The organism is Embleya scabrispora, from assembly GCF_002024165.1.
Lineage (GTDB): Bacteria > Actinomycetota > Actinomycetes > Streptomycetales > Streptomycetaceae > Embleya > Embleya scabrispora_A.
This window is the reverse complement of record NZ_MWQN01000002.1, coordinates 1,093,303-1,110,210: the sequence shown is the minus strand read 5'-3', so window position 1 is coordinate 1,110,210 and position 16,908 is coordinate 1,093,303. Positions and strand designations below refer to the sequence as shown.

The 16,908-nt window shown below is 73.6% G+C and carries 16 protein-coding genes; 6 read left to right on the top strand and 10 right to left on the bottom strand.

What is annotated here, in order from left to right; translation table 11 throughout:
- Window positions 1-57: 57 nt before the first annotated feature.
- Window positions 58-633 (bottom strand): DsbA family protein, encoded by a 576-nt coding sequence (locus B4N89_RS35235; protein ID WP_078980520.1) that lies wholly within the window; start codon window positions 631-633, stop codon window positions 58-60.
- A 198-nt stretch (window positions 634-831) separates the two neighbouring features.
- On the opposite strand from B4N89_RS35235, the gene B4N89_RS35230 reads away from it, so the two are divergent.
- The gene (locus B4N89_RS35230) at window positions 832-1,755 is read left to right on the top strand and encodes an anti-sigma factor RsbA family regulatory protein (protein ID WP_078980519.1); all 924 of its coding nucleotides are present in this window, start codon (window positions 832-834) and stop codon (window positions 1,753-1,755) included.
- 110 nt (window positions 1,756-1,865) lie between these two features.
- Here B4N89_RS35230 and B4N89_RS35225 read toward each other — a convergent pair whose 3' ends face one another.
- Entirely contained in the window at window positions 1,866-2,069 is a 204-nt protein-coding gene (locus tag B4N89_RS35225) for a hypothetical protein (protein WP_078980518.1), read from the bottom strand.
- Window positions 2,070-2,314: 245 nt separating this feature from the next.
- Entirely contained in the window at window positions 2,315-2,926 is a 612-nt protein-coding gene (locus B4N89_RS35220) for a hypothetical protein (protein ID WP_143658193.1), read from the bottom strand.
- Between the two features lie 158 nt (window positions 2,927-3,084).
- Between B4N89_RS35220 and B4N89_RS52770 the strand changes: the two genes are divergently transcribed.
- Window positions 3,085-3,219, top strand: coding sequence for a hypothetical protein (locus B4N89_RS52770; protein WP_268812564.1), 135 nt, complete (start codon window positions 3,085-3,087; stop codon window positions 3,217-3,219).
- Window positions 3,220-3,240: 21 nt separating this feature from the next.
- Here the strand turns inward: B4N89_RS52770 and B4N89_RS35215 are convergent, their stop codons facing one another.
- Window positions 3,241-4,212, bottom strand: a complete 972-nt coding sequence (locus B4N89_RS35215; protein WP_078980516.1) for a S1C family serine protease — start codon at window positions 4,210-4,212, stop codon at window positions 3,241-3,243.
- Window positions 4,213-4,395: 183 nt separating this feature from the next.
- On the opposite strand from B4N89_RS35215, the gene B4N89_RS35210 reads away from it, so the two are divergent.
- Entirely contained in the window at window positions 4,396-5,175 is a 780-nt protein-coding gene (locus B4N89_RS35210) for an alpha/beta fold hydrolase (RefSeq protein ID WP_078980515.1), read from the top strand.
- A 191-nt stretch (window positions 5,176-5,366) separates the two neighbouring features.
- Here the strand turns inward: B4N89_RS35210 and B4N89_RS35205 are convergent, their stop codons facing one another.
- Window positions 5,367-5,828, bottom strand: coding sequence for a carboxymuconolactone decarboxylase family protein (locus B4N89_RS35205; protein ID WP_078980514.1), 462 nt, complete (start codon window positions 5,826-5,828; stop codon window positions 5,367-5,369).
- Window positions 5,829-5,930: 102 nt separating this feature from the next.
- Between B4N89_RS35205 and B4N89_RS35200 the strand changes: the two genes are divergently transcribed.
- A complete protein-coding gene (locus B4N89_RS35200; protein WP_078980513.1) occupies window positions 5,931-6,827 on the top strand; it encodes a sigma-70 family RNA polymerase sigma factor in 897 nt (298 codons plus the stop codon).
- Between the two features lie 133 nt (window positions 6,828-6,960).
- Here B4N89_RS35200 and B4N89_RS35195 read toward each other — a convergent pair whose 3' ends face one another.
- Together B4N89_RS35195 and B4N89_RS35190 are read right to left on the bottom strand one after the other, a co-directional pair.
- Window positions 6,961-7,350, bottom strand: coding sequence for a hypothetical protein (locus B4N89_RS35195; protein ID WP_143658192.1), 390 nt, complete (start codon window positions 7,348-7,350; stop codon window positions 6,961-6,963).
- A 168-nt stretch (window positions 7,351-7,518) separates the two neighbouring features.
- Window positions 7,519-9,741, bottom strand: a complete 2,223-nt coding sequence (locus tag B4N89_RS35190) for an MMPL family transporter (protein ID WP_078980511.1) — start codon at window positions 9,739-9,741, stop codon at window positions 7,519-7,521.
- A gap of 296 nt (window positions 9,742-10,037) precedes the next feature.
- Between B4N89_RS35190 and B4N89_RS35185 the strand changes: the two genes are divergently transcribed.
- Together B4N89_RS35185 and B4N89_RS35180 are read left to right on the top strand one after the other, a co-directional pair.
- On the top strand, window positions 10,038-10,772 hold the full coding sequence (locus tag B4N89_RS35185) for a response regulator transcription factor (protein ID WP_078980510.1): 735 nt from the start codon (window positions 10,038-10,040) through the stop codon (window positions 10,770-10,772).
- The gene (locus B4N89_RS35180; protein ID WP_235619093.1) at window positions 10,766-12,238 is read left to right on the top strand and encodes a sensor histidine kinase; all 1,473 of its coding nucleotides are present in this window, start codon (window positions 10,766-10,768) and stop codon (window positions 12,236-12,238) included. The genes B4N89_RS35185 and B4N89_RS35180 overlap by 7 nt, the downstream gene beginning before the upstream one ends.
- On the opposite strand, the gene B4N89_RS35175 is transcribed toward B4N89_RS35180, so the two are convergent.
- The 3 genes from B4N89_RS35175 to B4N89_RS35165 are packed head-to-tail and all read right to left on the bottom strand — an operon-like array spanning window position 12,225 to window position 16,734.
- Window positions 12,225-13,529: a hypothetical protein gene (locus B4N89_RS35175; RefSeq protein WP_078980509.1), complete on the bottom strand. Its 1,305-nt coding sequence runs from the start codon at window positions 13,527-13,529 to the stop codon at window positions 12,225-12,227. The two genes, B4N89_RS35180 and B4N89_RS35175, sit on opposite strands and share 14 nt — an antisense overlap.
- Window positions 13,526-14,806, bottom strand: coding sequence for a hypothetical protein (locus B4N89_RS50195; RefSeq protein ID WP_078980508.1), 1,281 nt, complete (start codon window positions 14,804-14,806; stop codon window positions 13,526-13,528). Before B4N89_RS50195 ends, B4N89_RS35175 begins: the two co-directional genes overlap by 4 nt.
- Window positions 14,803-16,734 (bottom strand): DUF4135 domain-containing protein, encoded by a 1,932-nt coding sequence (locus tag B4N89_RS35165; RefSeq protein WP_078980507.1) that lies wholly within the window; start codon window positions 16,732-16,734, stop codon window positions 14,803-14,805. The genes B4N89_RS50195 and B4N89_RS35165 overlap by 4 nt, the downstream gene beginning before the upstream one ends.
- Between the last annotated feature and the right edge of the window lie 174 nt (window positions 16,735-16,908).

Here is a 16,908-nt window from a genome sequence, read left to right as displayed (position 1 = left end):
TGGGCGCGCCCTCTACGGAGGCCGCGCCCACGAGGGCCGGTCGAAGGCCGGGCGCGGTCAGTGCAGTTGGGCCAGGAACACCTTCGGACGCAGTGCCTTGCCCGAGGCGTCCAGGACGGTCAGCGGGGTGCCGTCGCGCAGCACGGTCGGGGTACCGGTCACCCCGGAATCGGCGAAGTCCGCCTGTACCCGGTCCACCCAGGCCCGATGGGTGAACCCGCGCACGACGTGGTCGAAGTCGGCGCCGCGCAGCGCCGGCACCTCGCCGGCGGCGTCCAGCAGGAAGTCCGGGTCGGCGAAGGTGTCCGTCGACTCGTCCGGCTGCCGTGTGTACAGCACGTGCAGGTAGTCCAGGAACGCTCCCTGGCCGACGTCCGCCGCGCCGCGCAGGGCGTTCACCGCCCGATGCGAACCCTCGCCGCCGAGCCGCCCGTCGAGAAAGGTGGCGAAGTGGTACCGCAGTACGAACCGGCCCTCGTCCGCCAGTCGCCGAAACACCGGCCCGAGCCCCACCTCCATGCGTCGGCAGAACGGGCAGCGCGGGTCGGCGTAGAGGTCCAGACAGCGGGCGAGGTCCCCGGGCCCGTACACGAGGGCCGTGCCGTGCGCGCCGGGAGCGGTGCGGAAGCTCATTGTTCGCCTCTGTCCGGCCGGCCGCGCCCCGACTCCTCCGACCGCCCGTTCGGGGTAACCGGCCGGTCACGTGCGGTGGCGCCCGGCTGCGCGGTCGCCCGGGGGGGCTTCGGCGCATTTGCGGTCATCGGGTAGGTTCACTGGAACCGGCCGGTCGGGAACGACTCCCCGCCCGGCGGTGGAGAAGGTGACGACCGAATGGACGCGGCCCCGAGGTTTCGCCACGAGGCGCTGCTGTACGCGGGATTGGACGACTTCGTCGAGCGCACGGCGGCCTTCGTGCGTGCGGGGTTGCGCGCGGACGAGGCGGTCGCCGTCGCGGTGATCGAACCGCGCGCCGACGCGCTGCGCAAGGAACTGGGCGCCGACGCCGACCCGGTGACCTGGATCGACATGGAGCGGGTCGGCCGCAATCCGGCGCGGATCATCCCGATCTGGCGGGAGTGGACCGCGGAGCAGGGCCCGCGGGGTCGGCGCGGCATCGGCGAGCCGATCTGGGTCGGCCGCGACGCCGCCGAACTGGTCGAGTGCGGTCACAACGAGGTGTTGCTCGACCTGGCCTTCGCCGACGAACCATGGCGGCTGCTGTGTCCGTACGACGTCTCCGGCCTGCACCCCGAGGTGATCGCCGAGGCGCATCGCACCCACCCCCTGTCGCCGGCCGGCGCCACCGATGGGCGGCACTCGCCCCCGGACGCCGACGCGTACGCGGCGACTCTGCGCGGCCCGCCGCTGCCGGCCGCTCCGAGGCACGCCGAACGCCTGGCCTTCCGGGCGGGCGAACTGGCGGGTGTACGGACGCTGGTCCGCCGGATGTTGCCCGACGCGACCCGGACCCGGGTCGACCACGCGCTGCTCGCGATCGGTGAGATCACCGGCAACAGCGTCGTGCACGGCGGTGCGGCCGGCACGATCGTGCTGTGGACCGAGGGGGCCCACCTGCTCTGCGACGTCCACGACGCCGGCCGGATCACCGACCCGCTCGCCGGCCGACACCGGCCCACCGCCGATCAGGACGGCGGCCGCGGGCTGTGGATAGCCAACCAGATCTGCGACCTGGTCCAGATTCGCTCGGCCGAAACCGGCACCACCGTGCGGCTGCGCCTGCGGGTGTGGGACTGATCGCACGACGCGCGACGGCCCCGACCTCGTTCGCCCGAAGGAGCGGGCGGGTGAGGTCGGGGCCGCGGGGTGGGAAAGACCGAGACCGGTGGGACGGACCGGTAAGGGGTTCAGTGTCGGGAGGTCGGTGTCGCGCCCGGCGCCGCGATCTGTTCGATCTCGATCATGCACGCCACACAGAACGTCTCCCGCCGGCGACTGCCGTGCACTTCACGAAAGTTCGGAAGGGTCTCGCCGCACAGCGCGGTGTCCTCGCCCTCCATCGCGTGCCACACGACGTTGTCCGGACCTTCGACCGCTCGCATCACATGCATTTCCGCTCCCGTGTGCTGGGATTCATCGGCTTCACCATGCAATCCGGGGGCGGTCGCGCGCGCATCCGGGCCGGGCCCGCCGCGAGCCGGGTCGGGCGGTCCCGATCCGCGTGTGGGGACACGGAGTGCGAGGTCATCGGCGCGCGGTCGGCCGTCGAGACGGGCGGGGCGGGGTTGGCCCGTCCGGGTGATCGACCGGGACGGCGGGCGGGCCGTGGCGGGCGGGTGGACGTAGCGGTTCGGGTCTACTCGGCCGGGAGCAGGCCGCTGCGGAGGAGGTCGGCGAGTTGGGTCGTGGCGAAGAGTCGGGGTTGGCCCCCGGTACGGATGACCAGGGTCGGGTGGTCGGGCAGGAGTGGGGAGGCCAGGAAGACGACGGCCGTCGGTCCGCCGCCCGTGCCGGCGAACATCACGGCTCGGCCGAGCGGCGTGGTCACGGTTTCGACCGGGCGGTCCGTCGGGATGTCGGACTCGGTGCGGTAGAGGTCCCTCGGGCTCAGACCCTCCCACCCCGGCATGGTGCGCGGGTCGCAGGTCGTGCCGAAGGACTGGATCACCAGGTCCGGGCCGGCCGTGCCCCGATTGACCACGACCCGCGCACCCGGGCAGAACGAGCCGGACACCGCCGCCGAATCGCCCTGCACCCAGCGATCGGTCGGCACCCGCAGCCGGAACACCGCGACCCGGGTGCGTACCGTCGCCAGGGTCAGCCGAGCCCCCTCCCCGGTCCACGGCAGCGCGGAGGGCGCCCGGTCCGGAGCGGGCCGCCGATACCCGCGCCCACCCGAATCGCTGCACGCCGTCGCCGTCACCGTCGCCGCGACGGCCGCCACCACCGCTACCACCGCCCTGCGCATCCACGCCGTCCCCACGGCGCCCCGCCGTCCACCCATCGCCCGGACTCCCCTTCCGTCGGCACATCCGGCGAATGGACGCGGCCCGCTCGGAGCGGGTTCCCCCTGCCCCCTCATCGGCACATACCCGCCGCCCGGTGGTTGCGGCAGGCCGCCGGGTCGTGACCGACATCGACGGCGACGTGCAGGTGGCCGGCGCGCTGGTGTCGGTGCACTGCGGCAGCGCGAACGAACACGCGGTGTACGTCGAGCCGAACATCCGGGTCCGGCACCCGGTGCCCGACCCGCGCGGGTAGGCACGATCGACCGGGGCGGGGTCAGGCGTCGGAGCCCAGGGTGTTCAGGAAGGCCTTGGCCACGTCGATCGGGATCGCGAAGGTGATGCCGACGCTGCCGGCGTCGGCCTCGGCGCTCCCGCTTCCGCCGCCGCTCCCGCCCCAGGGCAGGTCGTTGCCGTCCTGGGAAGTGGTGTCGTAGATGGCCGAGTCGATGCCCACGACGCGGCCGGACAGGTCGACGAGCGGGCCGCCCGAACTACCCGAGCCGAACGCGACGTCGGTCTGGATCGCCGGGTAGGTCACCGTGTTCGCGTCGGTCGCCGCGATGGGCGAGGTACGCGCGCCGCTCGCGTCGTCGGGCACGACCGCACTCTCCCCGGATGTCGTGATGGGCCGGTTCAGCGCGCCGACCACACCGGAGGTGACCGTGCCGCCCAGGCCGAGGGGCGACCCGAACGCGACCACCTCGTCCCCCACTTGCAGCGACGCCGAATCGCCGAGCACGGCCGGGGTGAGCCCGCCGACGCCGCTCACCCGGACCACCGCGAGATCGTGGGCGGCGTCGCTCGCCGACACGCTGCCGGCGGCGGTGCGACCGTCGGCGAAGACCACGGTCAGGCCGCCGGAACCCACCCCGGCCACCACGTGATCGTTGGTCAGGATCCGGCCGGCGGTGTCCAGGACCAGCCCCGAACCCGTCACCGAGCCGCGCCGCGAGGTCACCCGCAACTCGACCACGCTCGACCGGACGGCCGCCGCCACCGCCGACACCGAACCCGCGCCTCCGCCGGCCGACGCGTTCCGTACCGGCGCCCCGCCGACCGCCGCCGGCGGCGAGTGGTCGGAGTTTTCGAAGTGGCGCACCACGACCACCCCGGACAACCCGCCGATCAGGCCGGCAACCACGGCCGCCACCACCGGCACCGACAAGGTCCGCCGCACCCGCCGCCGGCCCGGCGCCCGCGTCTCGATCCCGGTGGACTCCGCACTCCCCGCATTGTCTTCCGTCATACCCGAGACTCTCGATCCCGCGGATGAAGACAACCTGAGAACACCCCCAAGTCCGCCTCAAAACCCGACACCTCGGCCGGAGCGGCCCGCGTCCGCGCGCCCGCGATGAGTTTTGCCGGCCCGGGCGGTCCAATGAGTGTGACGTCGCGTATTCACTCGGACGAGGGCCAGGAGAGCAGTGGGATGACGATCAGTGCACGTACCGCCGGCTATGCGCCGGTCAACGGGATCGACATGTACTACGAGGAGCACGGCGTCGAGGGAGCCGTACCCCCGTTGGTTCTGCTCCACGGTGGGGCGCAGACCATCGACCTGTCCTTCGGCGCGCTGTTGCCCGCGCTCGCCGCGAACCGTCGGGTGATCGGCGTCGAGTTGCAGGGGCACGGGCACACCGCCGACAGCGACCGCGAGATGTCGCTGGAGGTGTTCGCCGACGACGTGATCGCGCTGCTCGACCATCTCGGCGTCGATCGGGCCGACCTGCTCGGCTACAGCCTCGGCGGCCTGACGGCGCTGCGTGCCGCGGTGCGCGCGCCGGAACGGGTGAACCGGCTGGCCCTGTTGGCCACGCACTGCCGGCACGACGGCTACTTCCCGGAGATCTCCGCCCCCGAGCAGACCTCGCCGCGCCTGCCGACCGAGGCCGACTTCAAGGCGATGGTCGAGGCGTACGCCCGGGTCGCCCCCGACCCGACCGCCTTCGAGGCCACCCTGGCCAAGCTCCAGCCCGTCGCGCACGGCTTCACCGAGTGGACCGACGACGAGTTGCGCGCGATCGCCGCGCCCACCCTGCTGGTGATCGGTGACACCGACTTCATCCGGGTGGAACACGCCGCGTTCATGCACGAGTTGATTCCCTCGTCGCGGCTCGCGGTCCTGCCGGACACCACGCACATGGGCGTGCCCGGGCGCACCGGGTTGCTGCTCCCGATCCTCGACGCGTTCCTGCCCGTCCGCTCCTGAACCCCGCGCGCCCCGGGCACCGCATGTCCCGGGCACCGCATGTCCCGGGCCACCCGCCGAAGATGCGACCGCCGAAGGTGTGTCCACCGCACGCCTTCGGCCCCCGTTCGGCCGACACCACGCACGCCCTCCGCGCGTGGTGTCGGTCCCGGGACCGTCGCGGGATCCCGGGTACCGCCCCGCGCGGCGGCTCAGCCCCAGGAGGCGCCGGCCGGCTCCTCGATCGTGGTGTTGATCCGGTTGAAGAAGTTGGTGATCGAGATCATCAGGATGATCGCGGACAGCTGCCGCTCGTCGAAGTGGTCGGCGACCTCGTCCCACAACGCGTCCGGTATGGCCTGGCCGCTGTGGTCGGCGAGCCGGGTGGAGGCCTCGGTCAGGGCCAGTGCGGCGCGCTCGGCGTCGGAGAAGAACGGGGCCTCGCGCCAGGCCGCGACGGCGTGCAGCCGCTCGTCGGTGGCGCCCGCCTTCTTGGCGCTGGTGACGCCGGCGAACACACAGGCGCTGCACCCGTTGATCTGGCTGGCGCGCAGGTGGACCAGTTCCAGGATCTCCTGCGACACGCCGCCGGAGTACATCGCCTTGTAGATGGCCTGGATGCCCTTCATCGCGTCGGGCAGGACCATGGCGGGGTTCTTCATCCGAGCGCTCATGATGTCTTCTTCTCTCTCGATCGTGGGCGGTCGGTTCGTTGGTGTACCGGCCGGTTATCGTCCTTCACTGCACTGACGAAACGGGCGATGGAGATGTGACAGGTGAGCGAAGAAGATTTCCTGGCGCTGCGGTTCGAGGAGAGCCGGCCGCATCTGCGCGCGGTGGCCTACCGGATGCTGGGCTCGCTCGGCGAGGCCGACGACGCGGTGCAGGACGCCTGGTTGCGGTTGAGTCGGTCCGACATCTCCGAGGTGCGGAACCTGGGCGGCTGGCTGACCACGGTGGTCGGCCGGGTGTGCCTGGACATGTTGCGGTCGCGGACGGCGCGCCGGGAGGATCCGCTGCAGGACGACGACGGGTTCGTGCGGCTGCCCGATCCGATCGTCAGCGGTCCCGACGGCCTGGATCCCGAGCAGGAGATCCTGCTGGCCGACTCGGTCGGCATCGCGCTTCTCGTGGTGCTGGACACGTTGGCCCCCGACGAGCGGCTGGCCTTCGTCCTGCACGACATGTTCGGCGTGCCCTTCGACGAGATCGCCCCGGTCCTGGACCGTACGCTCGCCTCCACCCGGCAGCTCGCCAGTCGGGCCCGGCGCCGGGTCCAGGGCGTCTCGCCCGCGCCGGAGCCCGACCCGGGTCGGCGGCGCGCGGTGGTCGACGCGTTCCTCGCCGCCTCGCGCGGCGGCGACTTCGAGGCCCTGGTCGCCGTGCTCCACCCCGAGGTGGTGGCCCGCTCCGACGGCGGCACGCTGCGGCCGAGCCTGGTCCGGCGCGGTGCGGCCGAGGTCGCGTCGCAGGCGATCACCTTCGCCCGCTTCGCCGAGATCGCGCTTCCGGCGCTGATCAACGGCACACCGGGCGTGGTCTCGCTGGCCTCCGACGGCACGCCGCTGTCGGTGATGGCGTTCACGATCGAGGACGGGCGGATCACCTCGCTGGACATCCTCACCGACCCGGAGCGGCTGGCCGGGATCGACCCGAGCGTGCTCACGGGCTGACCGGATCGCCCCACGGCGGTCGGTGCGGCGGGCATCCCGGCCCTCGGCACCGACCGCCGACGCACGGCGCGATCACCGCGACGCGGATCCGCGCTACGGGCGCACGGCGCGCTCACCGCGACACCGATCCGCGCTACAGGCGCGGGATGCGGCTGTAGTCCTGGCCCGGGATCTCGATCAGCGCATGCGTCGGCGCGATCTGCAGGTGGTGCGACCCGTCGACCTCGTACCCGCCCGGGACCCGGAATCCGGCCCAGATCGGCAGGTCGACGCGCAGCGCCCAGGCGCCGGACGCCGTGCGCTCCCAGCGCACCACACGACACAGCAGTACGCCGCGGTCCTCCGGCTGCCGGACCCACACCCACGTGCCCTCCGCCGGTGGCGGCGGTCCGGGTTGAGCGCGGCGCGGCGGCTCGGCGGTGCGGGCCACCTGTGCGCGGGTGGCGTCGACGCGTTGCCCCAGGGTCGCTCGGCCACCGGAGAACGACGCCTCCAGCGCGTCGACGTCCGGTGGCTCGGTCATGCCGATCATGGTAGCCCCGATCGAACCCGAATTCGAACGTGTGTTCCCATCATGTGTTCCCATCCGGCGTCGGGACGACCCCTCGGGCGTACCACCCGCCTCGGGTACCCCCACAGCGCACCCGGATGGGGAACCCCGGCCCGTACCACGGGGGTCGTCGGGTCTCGTTCAGGACGTGTGCGCCCGCTCGGTCGGTACCGCCCCGGCCCCGCCGCCGGGGCCGTCGAGTCGGCGCGCCAGTCCGGCGCCTTCCAGGTCCACGTCCGGCAGGAAACGGCCGAGGGCCCGGGGCAACCACCAGGCCCGAGCGCCGAGCACCGCCAGTACGGCCGGCACCAGCGTCATCCGGACCACGAACGCGTCGAACGACACGCCGGCGGCCAGCGCGAACCCCATCCCCTTGACCACCACGTTGGCGGACAACACGAACGACCCGAACACCGACACCATGATCAACGCGGCGGCGGCGACCACCTTGGCGCTGTGCCCGTAGCCCACGCGCAGCGCGTCGAGCGCGGGCCGGCCGCGGGTGTACTCCTCGCGCATCCGCGAGACCAGGAACACCTCGTAGTCCATGGCCAGGCCGAACAGGATGCCGATCAGCAGGATCGGCAGGAAGCTCACGATCGGCCCGGTGCCGGCCAAGCCCACGAGCGCGGACGCCCAGCCCCACTGGAAGACCGCGACCACCGCGCCGAGCGCGCCGAGCACCGACAGCAGGAAGCCCAGCGCCGCCTTCACCGGTACCACCACCGACCGGAACACCACCGTGAGCAGCAGCACGGCCAGGCCCATCACCACCAGGCAGTACACGGGCAGTGCGGCGGCGAGCCTGCCCGCCACGTCCAGATCCACCGCCGTATTGCCGGTCACGTCGATCCGGGTCCGGGTGCCGCCGGCGATCGGGTCGCGCGCGTGTCGGATGTCGTCGAGCAGGTCCCGGGTGCGGGTCGAGTCGGGCCCCGCGGCCGGCACCACGCCGACCATCACCGTCCCGCCGCTCGCGTCCGGTACCGGCTTCGCCACCGAGGCGACGTCGGCGAGCGTGGCCACCTTCGCGGCGAGCATCTCGGCCGCCGGCATCGCGCTCGCCGGCGAACCCTGGACGACCACCACCAGCGCGGCCGTGTACCCGGGTCCGAAGCCCGCGTCGATCAGCCGCTGCGCCCGCACGGCGGTGGTGTCGCTGCGGTCCTTCGGCAGTCCCAGTCGCAGGTCGAGGGCGGGCAGCGCGCACAGCGCCAGGCCGGCCACGCCCAGCGGCAGCACCACCCACCGCGAGCGGGTCACCACGCCCACCCATCGCGCGCCCGGCGCCGCCCGCCTCCCGGCCCGGCCGGCCCCGTCGGCCCGATCCGCCGCCCGCCGCAGCGCCGGGATCGCACTGGACGCCACCCGCGCGCCCAGCACCCCGAGCAGCGCCGGCAGCAGGGTCAGCGCGACCAGTACCGACACCACGACGGTGACCGCCGCCGCCACCCCCATCACGGTCAGGAACGGGATGCGCACCACGGCGAGCGCGGCCAGCGCGATCACCACGGTGGCACCGGCGAAGACCACCGCCGTCCCGGCCGTACCCACCGCGCGCCCCACCGACTCCGCCGGCTCCATCCCCGCCCGGACCTGATCACGGTGCCGGGAGACGATGAACAGCGCGTAGTCGACCCCCACCGCCAGTCCCAGCATCAACGCCAGGGTCAGCGAACTGGTGTCCATGGTCGCGAAATGCCCGCCCGCGAGCACCAACAGCACCCCCACCGCGACCCCGACGAGCGCGGTCACCAGCGGCACCACGGCGGCGCGCAACGAGCGGAAGACGAACACCAACACGCCCAGCGTGACGAACAGCCCGGCCAACTCGGCGACACCGAACGGCGCGGTCTCCTCGACGAACGCCTCGCCGCCCAGTTCCACCGTCAACCCCGCGCCCCGCGCCCGCTCGGCGACCTCCGCCACCGCGTCGCGCACCGACGCCGGCACGTCCTCCGGCCGCTTCGCCGCGAAGGTCAGCGCGGTGACCGCGGTGCCGTGGTCGGCGGAGACCGCACCGGCCGCGTAGGGGGCCTCGGCGGCGGCCACCCCGCGTACGGCCGCGGCCTGTTCGGTCGCCGCCAGGACCGCGGCGCGGGCCGGGCCGGCGTCGATGCGGTCGCCGTTCGGCGTGCGGAAGACGATCCGGCCCTCGGCGCCGTCGGCGCTCGGGAAGCGGTCCCGCAATACGTCGAGGGAGCGCTGCGACTCCGTGCCCGGGATGTCGTTGCGCGACGCGAAGGGTTTCATCAGGGTGAGCGCGGCCACCGCCGAGGCCGCCAGGATCAGTACCCAGGCGGCGATGACGAGCCGGCGGCGGCGATAGGCGAAGCGGCCGAGGCGATACAACAGCGAGGACATCACGAACTCCCGGACGGATACGGCACGGGGATGGGGGTCGGGTCGGCCCGACCCGGTCCACGCTAGGAGCCGACCGCCTCGCGACCCCCGCGTACCGGGCCGCGAATGGCCCCATTCACACACGACTCCCATGGAATGCACGCCGGTTCGTGGGCCACGCTGATAGCGGACCGGGGCCCGCCCGCGTCCCCGGCCGGCCGCCGTAATGTCGGGACGGCATCCGCCCCGTCGGCCCGCTCGCCGACCCCGCCCACCCGTCCGCCCATCCGGCGAAACGCGCATCGAGAAGGAACCAGATGAACGCTGCGGAGCCATCGGCCGGTTCGTCCGCGCCGTCGACCGAACGCGGTCGCCTCCTGGTCGTCGACGACGAGCCCGCGATCGTGGACACCGTCACCCGGTTCCTGCGCTTCGTCGGCTACGACGTGCGCACCGCCGGCACCGGACGGCAAGCGCTCACCGTGGCCCGGGACTTCCTGCCGGAACTGGTCCTGCTCGACATCATGCTGCCCGACGGCGACGGCTTCGAGGTGTTGCGCCGCCTGCGTGCCGACGGCCTGCCCGTGGCCGTGGTCTTCCTCACCGCACGTGACACCCGCAAGGACGTGGTGCGTGGGCTGACCGCCGGCGGTGACGACTACATCACCAAACCCTTCGGACTGGACGAGGTCACCGCGCGCATCGAGGCGGTCCTGCGCCGCACCCGCCGGGCCGAACCCGGCGGCGACGTGCTGCGCGTGGCCGACCTCGAACTCGACTCCGCCGCCCACCAGGTGCGCCGCGCCGGCCGGCACATCGACCTGTCCCCCACCGAATTCCGCCTGTTGCGCTACCTGATGCTGCACCCCGACCGGGTGCTGACCCGGGCCCGGCTCCTGGAACACGTCTGGTCCTACGACTTCAACGGCGACGACACCGTGGTGGCCACCTACATCAGCTACCTGCGCCGCAAGATCGACGACGGGCAGAGTCCACCGCTGATCCACACCCGGCGCGGCGTCGGCTACTGCCTGCGCACGCCGCCGTGCTGAGGCTGCGCGCCGGGATCCGCACCCAACCGCTGCACCGCCGCCTGGTGGTGGTGATCATCGTGGTGTGCACGGTCGTGCTGAACACCTGCGCCGCGGTGACCGTGGGGGTGCTCCGCGACTCGCTGTTCGACCGCCTGGACGAGCAACTGGACACCACCGCCGCCGCGTTGCGCGCGCTGGACACCCGCGAGCGCAGCAACGCGCCGATGAGCCTGGATCCGGGCGTCTGGCTGGAGTACCCGGGCGGCCTGTACGTCGCGCTCGCCGTCGTGCACCGGCAACCCCAGGGCCCTGGACCGCGGTTGACCGGTCCGCTGCCCGCGAGCGGCGCCACGTTCACCACCGGGTCGGCTCAACCGGGTTCGCGGGAGAGTTTCCGGGTGCGGGTCCAGGAGTTGACCGACGGACGCACCGCCCTGATCGCGCTGAGCGTGCGCGAGACCGAGGCGGCCGCCGACCACGCGCTCTACGTCGTGCTGGCCACCGTCGGCATCGCGCTGCCGACGCTGGCCCTGCTCGCCGCGCTGTTCGTGCGCCGGGAGTTGCGGCCGTTGGAACGCGCCGCCCGGGTCGCGGACACGATCGCCGCCGGCGACTACGCACAGCGGGTCCGCGATCCGCTGATCGGCCCGCGCACCGAGGTCGGGCGACTGGCCATCGCGCTCGACCGCATGCTCGACGGGATCCAGGCCGCGCTGGCCGCCCGGGATGCCTCCCGGGAGCGGTTGCGCCGATTCGTCGCCGACGCCTCGCACGAATTGCGCAATCCGCTGCAGTCCATCGGCGGATACGCCGAGTTGTACCAGCGCGGCGCACTGCCCGATCGGGCCGCGGTGGACGACGCGGTGAGCCGGATGCGCGCCGAGATACGCCGGATGAACGGCTTGGTCGAGGCGTTGCTCCTGCTCGCGCGCCTGGACGAGGAACAGGACACCGACCTGGAGCCGGTCGACCTGACCCGGGTGGTCGCCGACTCCTGCCGCGACGCCGCCGCGGTCGAGCCCGACCGCCCGCTGACCTGCGCCGGCCGACCGGCCGAGGACCGGGTGAGCGTGCTCGGCGACGAGGACCGGCTGCGGCAGTTGGTGGCCAACCTGCTCGGCAACGTCCGGATGCATACGCCCGTGCATACCCCGGCCGAGGTCGAACTGCGGGCCTTCGGCGGCGAGGCGGTGCTGACCGTCCGCGACCGGGGCCCGGGGATCCCGGCCGCGGATCTGCCGCACGTCTTCGACCGTTTCCACCGGGCCGACAAGAGCCGCAGTCGCACCCAGGGCGGCAGTGGTCTGGGGTTGTCCATCGTCGCGGCGATCGTGGAGATGCACCACGGCACGATCACGATCGGCCCGGCGCCCGGCGGGGGGACGGTCGTCGAGGTGCGGTTGCCCGCCTTGGCGGAGGCGGGGACGGAGGCCGACCGGGTCGGTGGGAAGGGCGGGTCGAGCCGTGGGCTCAATCCCCCGTGACGGACAGCGCGTGGAAGCCGGCCAGGTCCTCCAGGAGGCGTCTGCCGTCCTCCCGCGCGGGCGGCGGCAGTTCGTCGAGCAGTGAGCCGACCCGCAGGGCGCGATCGGGTGTGCGCAGGGCGGCGAGCAGGCGGGCCAGGGCTTCGGCGGACAGGCGGGTGCGCGTGGTGTGCCCGCAGGCGGCGACGATCCGTACCGCGCCGATGTCCTGCCACCGCACCGGCTCGTCGGCGGGCAGCCCGACGGCGACCGCGTCGATCAGCGACCGGTGCGGCGCGGGCGGCGGCGCGGGGAAGAAGCCGCCGGCCGTCCAGCGGCGCAGCGACAACGTCGCCACCCACTCGCGGGCCGCCTCCTCGTTCGCGCCGGAGCGGAAGAAGTCCACCGCCTGGTCGAGCGCGGCGGGCAACCGGCCCACCGGCGACGACCCTTCGGCGTCCTCGGGCGGCGCCCAGGCCGGACCCGCCAGCGGCGGCAGTCCGGCCGTCTCCATCTCCTCGCTGAGCATGGACTCGGGGGTGGGATCGGTCAGATACTCCGCCACCTCGAACGCGGCGCGGGTGAACTCGCGCGGCAGGCCGACGTTGACACTGGTCGCGGGTGTGTCGTCGAGCGCGCTTTCCCCGACGTGGTAGTGGCTCGACGGCCAGTACAACATCTCGCCCGCGTGCACCTCGACGGCGAACGAACCCGGCAGGTGGCGCTCGTAGTCCAGCACCGAGGTGACCGCCTCCGTCCACGGCTGCTCCGGCCAGAAGCGCATCACCTTGCGGCCCTGGAGGGCGAACATGAACGACGCGAACCGGTCCTTGTGCGCGCCGATCTGGGTGTGCTCGTAGTTGCCGTGGAACATGGTGGTGATGGCGCTGCTCAGCGGCAGTCCGAAGCGGCGGAAGGCACCGTCGTAGAAGGTCCGTTCGCGGCGCCACAGCGGGTGGTGGAAGGCGTGGAACGCCTGCACGGTCAGCGAGTACCGGCGGCCGTCGAGGCGTTCGGCCAGGCGTGTGGCGTAGCCGTCGAGCGAGTCGTCCTCGGCGAGCGGCAGCCAGCCGTCGGGGCGGGACTTGAGGTCGCGGTCGACGGCGAAACGCACGTGTTTGGGGATTTCCCCGGCGGCGTTGGCGACGGTGGCGGCCACGGCGGAGCGGAACACGTCGTCCGGGCGGAAGGGGTGGGCCGACGGGCCGCCCGGGAGGCGGATCAGGACCGGACGGCGGTCCCAGTAGCGGTCGGCGATCAGGTCCCAGTCGAGGCCGTCGATGACGTCGACACCACCGGTGCGGTCGGTCATGGTCGTTCCCCCGCCGTCGTTTCCGTCGAGTTCGCCTCGGCCACCGCTTCGATGGCGCGCACCCGGTACAGCACGCGCAGCAGGGTCAGGACGCCCTCCTCGCGGGTGGTGTGCCCGGTCACCCCCACGTCGGCGCACACCTCGGCGAGGTCGCTCGTGCGCCGCCGGTCGAGGGCGGCCAGGACACGCGGTGCCAGTGCGCCCCGTACCGGCAGCAACAGGCCGTTGACGGCCCATACTTCGGCCGAGGGGCCCTCGGGTACGCGCAGGACCTCGGCGACGAGCCGGATTCGGGAGCGGGCGTCGATGGCCGGTGCGCCACCGGGGCCGGCGGCGCCGGCGGAGCGGGGTTCGGGCACCGGTTCGAGGCCGGCCGCCGTGCGGCGGGCGGCCCAGCGGCGGCGCACCGTGCGGGTCAACTCCCCGTCCGGGTCGCCCGCGACCCGGCCGAGCACCTGCGCGACCTCGGCGAACTCGGCGATCGGCGGCGTCGAACCGTCCGCGTTCTCCGGCGGCGGGTAGGGCAGGTACGGCATCGGTTGGGCGGCCACCGGATCCCGGCGAACCAGATCCTGGAGCACGCCGCGCACGGCCGGAAGCGCGGTGGTCGGATCGGTGGGCACGGTGATCCGTAGGATGGCGGCCCGATCGGTGAACTCCTCGCCTCCGTCCGGCTCCACGGCCGCCGCCGGGTGGTACAGCACTTCGCCCGCGCCGGCGTCGCGCCGGTGGGTGCCGGCGAGCACCCAGGTCAGCACGTCCGTCCCGGGCGCGGGTGGTGGGGTGCGGAAGTCGTGGCCGAAACACAGTTCCGAGGTGAGCGGGAGGGCGGGCCACCCGATCCTGGACCACAGCCCGGCCAGCGTGTCCCGGGCCCGCGCCCAGCGGGGGAAGTCCAGCACGAAGGGGTGCCGGATCGTCAGCAGCCAGCCCTTGCCGTCGAGTTCGTCGTCGAGCCGGTCCGCGTAACGATCGAGGTCGTCGTCGTCCTCGGTGGGCAACAGGGCGCCGGGGGCGGCCAGTCGGCCGTCGACGGTGAAGAAGCGCACGGCCGACACCGATCGGGGGCGCGCTCCGGCGCGGAACGGGCCGCTCATCGCGGTCGCGGTGCGGAACGCCGTGACCGCGTCGATCGGGGGCACGACATGCGCTACGCGCGCCGGCTCGCGGTCCCAGGCGCGGGCGCAGACGTCCCGCCAGTCGGCTCCGCTCCGGTCGTCGGACGACACGCCGACGGGGTCCGGCAGCCCGGTCGTTCCGGTCGCCGTGCCGCTCACGACGCCTCCCCCGGGGTGTCGAGCTTCGCCAGGTGGATGCGCAGTGTGCCGCCGGCCCATTCGTAGCCGATCCGCCGGCCCGCCCTCGGCCAGTCGAAGTCGACCCGGCCGTCGGTGCCGCCCTCGGACCAGCGCAGCGCCACGCCCAGTGCGGGGTCCACCAGGGTTCGGGAGTCCGGCAGTTGCTCGATCACTCCGACCACCGCGTCGCGCAGGGCCGGGCCGAGCGCGGCCAGGGTGGGGTCGGCGTAGCGGTGCAGTCCGGCCGAGGGGAATTCGGGAACCTCCGCCTCGGGGCTCTCCGCGAACGGAACGGGCTTGGCCAGGAAGGGTTCCGGCGCCGGGGCCAGGGCGAGGAGCGGTGCGCCGGGGCCGGCCGGGTCGCCCTCGGGCGGGACCGCCGCGCAGAAGTAGTAGGGCACGTCCCAGCGGCTCAGCTGCGCCTTCTCGTCGACGCTGAAGGGTTCGCCGTCCGGATGGCGTTCCGCGGTGGTGCCGCGCAGTCGGGCGTCGATGGCCCGCGCGTAGTCGGCGGTCGGGCGCGGCACGATGCGGATGTACGCCTCGCGCGCTCGCGGTTCCACTTCGCGCCGCACCGCCTCGCGGTGCCGGCACAGCAGCGTCCAGGCGTCGAACATGCCGCGCAGCATCGACAGGAGGTGGGGTGCGCGGCCGAATCCGCCCTCGGTGTCCGCGACGGCGGAGGGAACCACCGTGCGGGTCGGCGGGCGGTCCATGGGCAGCAGTCGGAGCGTCCCGTCGGCCGCGCGTCGCCAGACCAGCGCGCCGCCCTCGAGGGCCCGCCAGTCGGCGGTGTCCTCCAGGCCGGGCGGGTATTCGAAGTCGTCGTCGGCGGCCTCCTCGGTGGGGGACGGGGCCGGACCCAGGAGGCCGGTGGCGCGCAGTCCGGTCGATCCGGTGAAGTAGCACTCCAGGTCCACCGGGTACAGCATGGGCTCGTCGTGCGCCCGATGCGGGCGCGCCCCGGCCAGGACGTTGCCGCCGATCAGGTCGGAGACGCCGAACGCGGTACAGGTCGCCGCGAGGTTGCCGACCCGATGCCAGAAGCGGCGCGCCTGTTCGGGGGTGAGGACCGTGCCGGTCATCGTGGTCGAGCCGTCGACACGGACGGGGCCCCGTTCGGCCGGTGGTTCGATCCACTCGTGCCAGCTGTAGCCGCGCGCGCCGGGACCGCTGCCGGTCCAGGTGGCCAGTGTCGGCAGTCGTACCGGTCCGGCGGCTTCCGGCAGTGCGTTGATCCGCTCGAACAGGCCGCCCGATTGTGCGGGTTGCCGGTCGTCTCCGGTCGTGCCGTCGGCCAGGAACAGGGCTTCCCCGTTCGCCGGGCGCGGTTTGTACGCGAGCGCGCCGCCGCCCGCGAACGCCAGTCGTAGCACCCGCAGTCCGCCGTTGTGGGTTTCCGCGCCGTGTGCGCGCAGTTCGACGACGGGGCCGGCGAGGCGCGGGTCCCGGGGTCGGTGCGCCGCGTCCAGGTCGGTGGCCATGCGAACGAGGAACAGGTCGAGTGCGCCGAGGAGTTGGGTGACGCGCAGATCCGCCAGGCGCTCGGCCACCCGCGCCGGGGAGTGGTGGCACGCGGTGAAGATCGCGCCCAGTGTGGGGGCGAACAGTGCGGAGGCGACCGGGTCGAGCACGCCGGGTGCCAGGAGGTCGGCGTCGATGCCGGCGGCGGCGCGGACGCTCCAGGCGTCGAGTCGCTCCATCGCGCGCCGGAACGGGGCGAACCGGTCCTCGGCGAGCAGCGCGGCCACCTGTTCGGCGTCCCGCACACCGCCCAACGCGCCGTCGGGCGCCAGGGTTTCGGCCGGTCCGTCGGTGACGACGGGCGGGAACACCTCCTGGGCGCCGCCCTCCCGTACCTGCCGGATCAGCCGGTCGAGCACGGGAACCGGCATCGTGGTGGCCAAGACGAATCGTCCTTCCGTGACGGGGCGGGGCCCGGGCGGGACTCGGGCCCGGGCGGGACTCGGGCCCGGGCGGGACTCGGGCCCGGGCGGGACTCGGGCCCGGGCGGGACTCGGGCCCGGGCGGGACTCGGGCCCGGGCGGGACTCGGGCTGGGCTGGGCTGGGGTCCGGCTGG

Excerpts from the sequence above, each read along its gene's own strand:
- B4N89_RS35190 (WP_078980511.1), bottom strand. The coding sequence starts at position 9,741 with ATGTCCTCGCTGTTGTATCGCCTCGGCCGCTTCGCCTATCGCCGCCGC.
- B4N89_RS35230 (WP_078980519.1), top strand. The coding sequence starts at position 832 with ATGGACGCGGCCCCGAGGTTTCGCCACGAGGCGCTGCTGTACGCGGGA.
- B4N89_RS35210 (WP_078980515.1), top strand. The coding sequence starts at position 4,396 with ATGACGATCAGTGCACGTACCGCCGGCTATGCGCCGGTCAACGGGATC.
- B4N89_RS35205 (WP_078980514.1), bottom strand. The coding sequence starts at position 5,828 with ATGAGCGCTCGGATGAAGAACCCCGCCATGGTCCTGCCCGACGCGATG.
- B4N89_RS35235 (WP_078980520.1), bottom strand. The coding sequence starts at position 633 with ATGAGCTTCCGCACCGCTCCCGGCGCGCACGGCACGGCCCTCGTGTAC.
- B4N89_RS35220 (WP_143658193.1), bottom strand. The coding sequence starts at position 2,926 with ATGCGCAGGGCGGTGGTAGCGGTGGTGGCGGCCGTCGCGGCGACGGTG.
- B4N89_RS35195 (WP_143658192.1), bottom strand. The coding sequence starts at position 7,350 with ATGACCGAGCCACCGGACGTCGACGCGCTGGAGGCGTCGTTCTCCGGT.
- B4N89_RS35225 (WP_078980518.1), bottom strand. The coding sequence starts at position 2,069 with ATGCATGTGATGCGAGCGGTCGAAGGTCCGGACAACGTCGTGTGGCAC.
- B4N89_RS35215 (WP_078980516.1), bottom strand. The coding sequence starts at position 4,212 with ATGACGGAAGACAATGCGGGGAGTGCGGAGTCCACCGGGATCGAGACG.
- B4N89_RS35185 (WP_078980510.1), top strand. The coding sequence starts at position 10,038 with ATGAACGCTGCGGAGCCATCGGCCGGTTCGTCCGCGCCGTCGACCGAA.
- B4N89_RS35175 (WP_078980509.1), bottom strand. The coding sequence starts at position 13,529 with ATGACCGACCGCACCGGTGGTGTCGACGTCATCGACGGCCTCGACTGG.